The following is a 7,703-nucleotide window of genomic DNA, read 5'->3' on the forward strand; positions in this document are numbered from 1 at the left end:
GCAACAAGCCCACCGCCTCGGCACCGCAAGCGCCGGCCTCCCGCCCTGCCGCCGGACAGGCACCGGCCTCCCGCACCGCTCCCCCGCAGGCACCGGCCTCCCGCCCTGCTTCCCCGCAGCCACCGGCCTCCCGCACCGCTCCCGCGAAGCCATCGGCTTCCCCTGGCTCGCAACCGCAGGCGGCCCCCACCGACATTCCATCCGCTCCGCCGGCCCGCCGCCGGGACCTGCGCGAGACGTCCTTCCTGGTTACCGGTTCCACCCAGGAGCCGGCGACGAAGGGCTGGCGCGGGGTGCTGTCCCGGATGGGCCTGCGGGTCGAGCCGTCCCGGGAGGAACTGGCCGAGCGCGAGGATGTCCGCACGGTCAGCCAGCACTGGCCGGGACCGAGGACTGTCGCCGTCGTCAACCGCAAGGGCGGCGCGAACAAGACGCCTACGGTCGTCATGCTCAGCGCGATCCTCGCCCGCTACGGCGGCGGACCCGTGCTGGCGTGGGACAACAACGAGTCGCAGGGCACACTGGGCTGGCGCACCGAGCAGGGCCCGCACACCTCCAGCATCCTGGACCTGGTGGACTCGTCCTCGAGGCTGCTTTCGCCCGAGTCCAATGCCGCCGACCTGGCACATTACGTCCACCATCAGGCCGCGGACAAGTTCGACGTGCTGCGCTCCGACGAGGACGACGAGGGCGACCATGAGGTTACAGCCGAAGAGGTCGACGTCGCGCACCGGGTGGCGAGCAAGTACTACCGGCTGATCGTGATGGACTCGGGCAACACCTCGCGCTCGGCCAACTGGCGCCGGATGATCGACCACACCAACCAGCTGGTGGTACCGGTGACGGCGATGGAGGACCGGGCCGAGGCCGCCCGCCTGACCCTGCAGACGCTCGAATCCCGCGGCGAGCATGAAGCGAAACTCGCGCGCAACGCCGTCGTAGTGGTCTCCGAGTCGACGGACGCCGGCCGCGGCCTGACCGGCGAGGCCCGCAAGCGCGCCAAGATCGAGGCCCAGCGGATCGAGGAAGGCTTCCGCCCGTTCGTCCGCGAGGTGGTCCGGATTCCGTACGATCCTGCGCTGGTCAACGGCCCGATCCGCTACGCGATGCTGCAGCCGGCCACACAGCGGGCCTGGCTGCGCGCCGCAGCCGCCGTGGCGCGCGGGTTCTAGTCCAACGATGTTGCCGGTGCCCGCGCAGGCGCCGGCCCGCCCGGAATATCCCGCCTGCTCCGGACTGTTGCCGCCTATGGAAGCCATCCGCAAGCAAAGGGAAACTACGTGAGCCTCTTTACTCCCCTGTCCGTCGGTGCCCTCGATCTGCCGAACCGCCTCGTCATGGCACCGCTGACCCGCTGCCGTGCAGGAAAGGACGGCGTGCCCGGACCGATGGTCGCCGAGCACTACGCGCAGCGGGCCTCGCTGGGCCTGATCGTGACCGAAGGGACGTACCCGAGCTTCGCCGGACAGGGTTTCCAGTACCAGCCCGGCCTGGTCACGGAAGAGCAGATCGCCGGCTGGCGCGGGGTCGCCGAGGCGGTGCATGCCCAGGGCGGCCGGATCTTCGCGCAGGTGATGCACGCCGGCCGGGTCACGCATGAAGCCACCAATGGCGGCCACGAGGTCGTCGCGCCGAGCGCCATCGCGATCGACGGCGAGACCCGCACCTATGAGGGCAAGCGGCCTTTCCCGGTTCCGCGGGCTCTGGAGACCGACGAGCTGCCCGGCATCATCGAGGAGTTCGTGCAGGCCTCGAAGAACGCCATGGCCGCCGGGCTGGACGGCGTGGAGCTGCACTCGGCCAACGGCTACCTGCTGCACGAGTTCCTCGCGCCCTCGTCCAACCAGCGGACCGACGCGTACGGCGGTTCCCCGGAGAACCGCGCCCGCTTCGTCGCCGAGGTGGCCGCCGCCGTCGCCGCGGAGCTCGGGGCGGACCGGGTGGGCATCCGCATCTCGCCCGAGCACAATGTCCAGGGCGCGCTGGAGACCGATCCGGAGGAGACTCGGGCGACCTACGCCGCCCTGGTGGACCAGCTCGCCGGGCTGAAGCTGGCCTACTTGAGCATCCTGCACCAGGATCCGGCTGGCGCACTGGTGCAGGGCCTGCGGGCCCGCTTCGGCGGCGTGGTGCTGCTCAACAGCGGCTTCAGCGTCATCACCAGCCGCGAGGAAGCCATGGCGATCCTCGACAGCGGCCTGGCGGACGGCGTCGCGGTCGGACGGCCTGCCATCGCGAACCCGGACCTGGCCCGCCGCTGGCAGGAGGACCTGCCGCTGAACACGCCGGATTCGAAGACCTTCTACACCGGCGGCGCCTCCGGGTACACCGACTACCCCCGCCCTCGCCAACTGACCCCAGGCGGGTGGCCGCGTTCCTCCTCCGCTGAGCCACCCGCCGTCGTACTTTCCCCGCCGATCCGCCCGGAACGGGTGCGCCCGCGCCGGACCCATGCCTACGCTGACGGTATGGAGTCCCCCATCCAGAGCTATCTTGAGTCGCTGCACGCGGAGATCGCACAGCTGCGGGACGGCCGGCCGGACACCAACATTCCGGGCATCTCCAACGCCGACCCGGACAAGTTCGGCATCTGCGTCTCCACCGTGGACGGCTATGTCTACGAGGTCGGCGATACCCGCGACGAGTTCACCATCCAGTCCATCTCGAAGCCGCTGACCTACGCGCTGGCGCTGGCCGACCTGGGCACCGAGGCGGTGGATGAGAAGATCGACGTCGAGCCCTCCGGGGATGCGTTCAACGAGCTGTCCCTCGCCGAGGGCTCCGGGCGGCCGGCCAACGCGATGATCAACGCCGGGGCGATCGCGGCGGCGTCGCTGATCAAGGGCTCCGGCGGCAGTTCGCGGTTCAAGCGGATCCTGAAGACCTACTCGGACTTCGCCGGGCGCGAGCTGGACTACAGCCAGCGGGTCTACGAGTCGGAGCGGCGCAGCGGACACCGCAACTACGCCATCGCCTACCTGCTGCGCCAGTTCAACATCATCGAGCAGGATCCGGTGCCGCTGCTGGAGGACTATTTCCGGCAGTGCTCGGTGCTGGTGACCTGCCGCGACCTGGCGATGGTCGCCGCCACGCTGGCGAACTCGGGCACCAACCCGCAGACCGGCAAGCAGGTGCTGGAGCTGGACGTGGTGGACCGCGTCCTTTCGGTGATGGCCACCTGCGGCATGTACGACGACGCCGGGGCTTGGCTCAGTTCCGTGGGCATGCCGGCCAAGTCCGGCGTGGGCGGCGGGATCATCGCCGTGCTGCCGGGGCAGGTGGGCGTGGGCATCTACTCGCCGCCGCTGGATGAGCACGGCACCAGCGTCCGCGGCGGAGCGGCCAGCCTGCGGCTGTCGCAGGACCTCGGGCTGCACTTTGTCCACGCCGGCCGCACCGGCCGCTCGGCCATCCGGGCCAGCTACGACATCACCGCTGCGCCGTCGGGCATCCGCCGCAATGACGAGGCGGCCGAGGTGCTGCGCGGCCACGGGCATCGGGCGCGCGTGGTCGAGCTGAACGGCGACCTCCTCTTCGCCGGGACCGAGTCCATGGTCCGCGAGGTCAGCGGGCTGGACAACCACGTCGAACTGGTGATCCTGGACCTGCGCCGCGTGGACGACGCCGCGCAGGTGGCGGTGGACATGCTCGGCCGGCTCCGGCGGGCGCTCTCCGACGCCGGGCGCGAGCTGTTGCTGATCGACGGCGAAGCCACGCTGCCGTACGGCCTGGCCGGCAACGGCGAAGGCGGCAGCAGCGCAGCCGGTCCGGTGCCGTGCTTCGACACCCGCAGCGCGGCGGTGGAATGGGCGGAGAACCGCCTTATCAGCCGCTACGGCAGCGAGCTCTGCCTGCCGGAGGAGGTTCCGGTCACGGCGTCGCCGGCACTGGCCCCGCTCGATCCGGCGGACGCGAAGGCGCTGGCGGAGCGGATGGAGCCAAGGGAGTACGACGACGGCGAGGTCATCCGCCGCGTCGGCCAGCGGTTCGGGGGTGTGCACTTTATTGTGTCCGGCAAAGTCGGCAGCAGCGTCGCCGAACCGGCCGGGCAGCTCAAGCTCAGCACCCTCAGCGCCGGCATGACCTTCGGCGAACTGGCGCTGGCCAGCGAGGACCGGCAGGAAACCACGGTCCGGGCCGAGGGGCCCGTCCGGCTGATGGTGCTGCCGGCCGAAGCGATCGCCGCGCTCGAAAACGAAGACCCGAGGCTCGCCGTCGAACTGTGGAAAGCGCTCACCCGCGACGCCTACACGCGGGTGGACCAGTACCTGCGCGAGACCGCCGTCCGCCTGAACGACTAGGACAAGGACGTCGGCATCCGACGCGCTCGCCGACCCCATGGACGTTCCGTGGCAGGCCTCGGTTCCGTCTGGCGAGCTAGGGGATGCCGGGCAACGGGGGTACGGTGGAAGCACCAGCCCGCCTAGCTTGGGCGGACGCTTTTGCTGGAGGACAGCAGGCATGGCAACAGCACCAATACCGCAGGAGAACGACCGGCGGCACAGCGAGGACGCGGCGGAGGGCGAGCTGGAGCAGTCTCCCTACACAGCCCATCCGCACGCCCAGGACCCCGCCGAGGGTCCCGACGGCGAGGACGGCCCCGCCGGAATGGCCCCGCCCGCACCGCTGACGTAGCCGCCGCGCCTAACCCGGCGTTGCGCCAGCCCGATGTGAACGCAGCCCGGCCAAAACCGTATCGACCCCGAACAGGAACGCCTCGTCGTCGTTCTCCTGCCCCGCGCCCACCGGGAGCAGGCCCGCGGCGGCGAGGTCCGCGTGCGTCTGCTCCTCCGCCACCGCGCCGAGGATGTAGTACGTCAGCGTGCGCGCGCCCCAACCGGCGTGCCGCGCGCTGAGCCCGCCCTGTTCCAGCCACGTGCGCAGGGACCGACGGCCGGCAGCGTGTCCGGCGCCATCGCCTGCGCCAGCGACACCACGTCCGCCCCGTCCCGCACCTCGAGCAGCGCCGCCCGGATCTCCCCCGCCAGCCGGCGCACGGCACCCCACCCGGCATCTTCGACTGGGTCACCATGGCTCTCCGCCTCGGCGCCCGCGCTCTCGCCCGCAGTTGCACCCTCGACGGCGCCCTCGCCAACACCCGCTAGGATTCTGCCGGCCAGTACGACCAACAACTCCTGCTTGTTCTTCACGTGCCAGTAAAGCGCCCCGGGCTGCACGCCGAGGTCCCGGGCCAGCCGCCGCATCGACAGGTCCGCCAGCCCGTAGTTCCGCAGGATTTCCATCGCCGCGTCCTCGATCTGCCCGCGGGTCAGCGCCATCGGTTCCTCCTGGTTGCTCGATGTCCGCCGCAGAAGCAGCAGTTCCAATCCATCATGCCCTCGTCACAATCCGCCGAATGCTGAACACTGTTCAATAATCAGTTGACACCAGCACCGCGCCTCCCAATACTTGAACGGTGTTCAATAACTTTAGCGACCTGGCCGCGAAACAGCTCAACGGCGGCACCCTGACCCGCGGGGAAGCCCTCGCCATCCTCCACTCGCCCGACGACGAGCTGCTCGATCTGGTAGCCGCCGCGGCCCGCCTCCGCCGGCGGCACTTCGGCAACACCGTCAAGGTCAACTACCTGGTGAACCTGAAGTCCGGCCTCTGCCCGGAGGACTGCACCTACTGTTCGCAGCGGCTCGGTTCGGCCGCGCAGATCCTCAAATACACCTGGCTCAAGCCCGAGGAGGCCGCCGAACAGGCCGCCACCGGCATCCGCGCCGGCGCCTCGCGCGTCTGCCTCGTGGCCAGCGGCAAGGGCCCGACGGACCGCGATGTGGACCGCGTCGCCTCGATGGTCGAAGGCCTGAAGGACGAGCACCCCCAGGTGGAGGTCTGCGCCTGCCTGGGCATCCTCAAGGACGGCCAGGCGGACCGGCTCAAGTCCGCCGGTGTGGACGCCTACAACCACAACCTCAACACCAGCGAGTCCAACTACGCCGACATCTGCACGACGCATGAGTACGCCGACCGGGTCCGCACCGTCGAGCACGCCAAGGGCGCCGGCCTCTCACCCTGCTCCGGCCTGATCGTCGGCATGGGCGAGACCGACGACGAACTCATCGACGCCGTCTTCGCCCTGCGGGACCTGGATGCCGACTCCATCCCGGTGAACTTCCTCATGCCGTTCGACGGCACGCCGCTCGAGGGCACCTGGCTGCTCACCCCGGCGCACTGCCTGCGCATCCTCGCGCTGGTCCGCTTCGCCTGCCCCGACAAGGAACTGCGCATGGCCGGCGGCCGCGAAATGCACCTGCGCTCGCTCCAGCCGCTGGCCCTGCAGGTGGCCAACTCGCTGTTCCTCGGCGACTACCTCACCAGCGAGGGCCAGGCCGCGAAGGCGGACCTGGATATGATCGCCGACAACGGCTTCGTGGTGCTGGGCGCCGAAGCGGCCGGCACGCCTGTGGAGGACAAGTACGACGGCGGCCCTGCGGCTTCCGCTTCCGAGCCCACCATCCGCCGCCGCGGCGCGGGTACCCAGCTGGCACCGAACGCCTAGGCAGACCATGGCACCCCAGTCCCCCGCCGCCGTCGTTCCCGGCAGTTCCCGCACTCGCGCCTACGACACCGCCAATCCTCTTGCTCCGCCCGCCGGAACCTCCCCGGCTGCCGGAACCTCCATCATCCACCGCGACCGCGGCCTCCTCTGGCACCCGTACGCCCCGCTGGACGGCCCGGCGCCCTACGAAGTCGAGGCGGCGGACGGCGTCCGGCTGCGGCTGCGGGCCGCGGACGGCGAGCGGTTCGAGGCGGTTGACGCGATGAGCTCGTGGTGGTCGATGGTCCACGGTTACCGGCATCCGGTGCTGGACGAGGCGCTGCGGCGGCAGTCGGAGCGTTTCAGCCACGTGATGTTCGGCGGTCTGACGCACGAACCGGCGGTCCGGCTGGCCGAGCAGCTGGTCCGGCTCGCCCCGGCGCCGCTGGAGCACGTCTTCCTGGCGGACTCCGGCTCGGTGTCGGTGGAGGTCGCTCTGAAGCTCGCCGTGCAGTACCAGGCCGCGGCCGGCCGGCCCGGGCGGCAGCGGTTCCTCGCGCTGCGCGGCGGCTACCACGGGGACACCTTCGCCGCCATGAGCGTGTGCGATCCAGTGGACGGGATGCACGCGGCGTTCCCGGGGCTGGTGGCGCAGCAGCACTTCCTGCCGCGGCCGCCTGCTGCACAGTTAAACAACGACGGCGAACTGGTCGCCGATGCGTCCGAGGTCGCCGCGTGGATCGGGGTGCTGGAGGAGACGGCTGCGCGCTTCGCGGGGGAACTCGCCGGCATCATCGTGGAGCCGGTGCTGCAGGGCGCCGGCGGGATGCATGCCTACGCGCCGGAATGCCTGCGGGCGGCGCGGCGGGTGGCGGACGAGCACGGGCTGCTGCTGGTGTTCGACGAGATCGCCACCGGCTTCGGCCGCACCGGCAGGTTCTTCGCCGCCGAGTGGTCCGGGGTGGCGCCGGACATCATGTGCGTGGGGAAGGCGCTGACCGGCGGCTACCTCACCCTGGCCGCCGTGCTCTGCTCGGGCCAGGTGGCCGGCGCCGTGACAGCCTCCCAGTTCCGGGCGCTGCTGCACGGCCCCACGTTCATGGGGAACCCGCTGGCCTGCGCCGTCGCCGCCGCCTCGCTGGAACTGCTGGAATCCGCCGGCTGGCAGCAGCAGGTGCAGCGCGTGCAGGAGGGCCTCGCCGCCGCGCTGGCTCCC

General features: G+C 70.8%; 7 protein-coding genes and 1 pseudogene. 6 read left to right on the forward strand and 2 right to left on the reverse strand.

Annotated features, from left to right (window positions below; all coding sequences use genetic code 11):
• The 4 genes and pseudogenes from D477_RS19585 to D477_RS22875 all read left to right on the forward strand — a co-directional run.
• Positions 1–1,172 (forward strand): MinD/ParA family ATP-binding protein (locus tag D477_RS19585; RefSeq protein WP_005274329.1); only part of this gene is annotated, 1,172 nt, incomplete at its 5' end.
• A 108-nt stretch (positions 1,173–1,280) separates the two neighbouring features.
• Positions 1,281–2,339 (forward strand): annotated as a pseudogene (locus D477_RS19590) (alkene reductase); the annotation flags it as partial.
• 129 nt (positions 2,340–2,468) lie between these two features.
• Positions 2,469–4,301, forward strand: coding sequence for a glutaminase A (gene glsA, locus D477_RS19595; RefSeq protein ID WP_043847757.1), 1,833 nt, complete (start codon positions 2,469–2,471; stop codon positions 4,299–4,301).
• Positions 4,302–4,461: 160 nt separating this feature from the next.
• Positions 4,462–4,635 (forward strand): hypothetical protein, encoded by a 174-nt coding sequence (locus D477_RS22875; RefSeq protein ID WP_190273591.1) that lies wholly within the window; start codon positions 4,462–4,464, stop codon positions 4,633–4,635.
• 9 nt (positions 4,636–4,644) lie between these two features.
• Here the strand turns inward: D477_RS22875 and D477_RS22880 are convergent, their stop codons facing one another.
• Together D477_RS22880 and D477_RS19600 are read right to left on the reverse strand one after the other, a co-directional pair.
• Positions 4,645–4,797, reverse strand: a complete 153-nt coding sequence (locus D477_RS22880; RefSeq protein WP_190273592.1) for a hypothetical protein — start codon at positions 4,795–4,797, stop codon at positions 4,645–4,647.
• 20 nt (positions 4,798–4,817) lie between these two features.
• Positions 4,818–5,327 (reverse strand): TetR family transcriptional regulator, encoded by a 510-nt coding sequence (locus tag D477_RS19600; RefSeq protein WP_237740843.1) that lies wholly within the window; start codon positions 5,325–5,327, stop codon positions 4,818–4,820.
• 89 nt (positions 5,328–5,416) lie between these two features.
• On the opposite strand from D477_RS19600, the gene bioB reads away from it, so the two are divergent.
• Together bioB and bioA are read left to right on the forward strand one after the other, a co-directional pair.
• On the forward strand, positions 5,417–6,508 hold the full coding sequence (gene bioB, locus D477_RS19605) for a biotin synthase BioB (RefSeq protein ID WP_005274337.1): 1,092 nt from the start codon (positions 5,417–5,419) through the stop codon (positions 6,506–6,508).
• Between the two features lie 7 nt (positions 6,509–6,515).
• Positions 6,516–7,703, forward strand: a 1,188-nt coding sequence (gene bioA, locus D477_RS19610; protein WP_005274340.1) for an adenosylmethionine--8-amino-7-oxononanoate transaminase, incomplete at its 3' end; no start/stop codon positions are given.

The sequence above is a fragment of the Arthrobacter crystallopoietes BAB-32 genome, assembly GCF_000328305.2.
Lineage (GTDB): Bacteria > Actinomycetota > Actinomycetes > Actinomycetales > Micrococcaceae > Crystallibacter > Crystallibacter crystallopoietes_A.

Coding starts and splice junctions, on each gene's coding strand:
- glsA (WP_043847757.1), top strand. CDS start 2,469: ATGGAGTCCCCCATCCAGAGCTATCTTGAGTCGCTGCACGCGGAGATC.
- D477_RS22875 (WP_190273591.1), top strand. CDS start 4,462: ATGGCAACAGCACCAATACCGCAGGAGAACGACCGGCGGCACAGCGAG.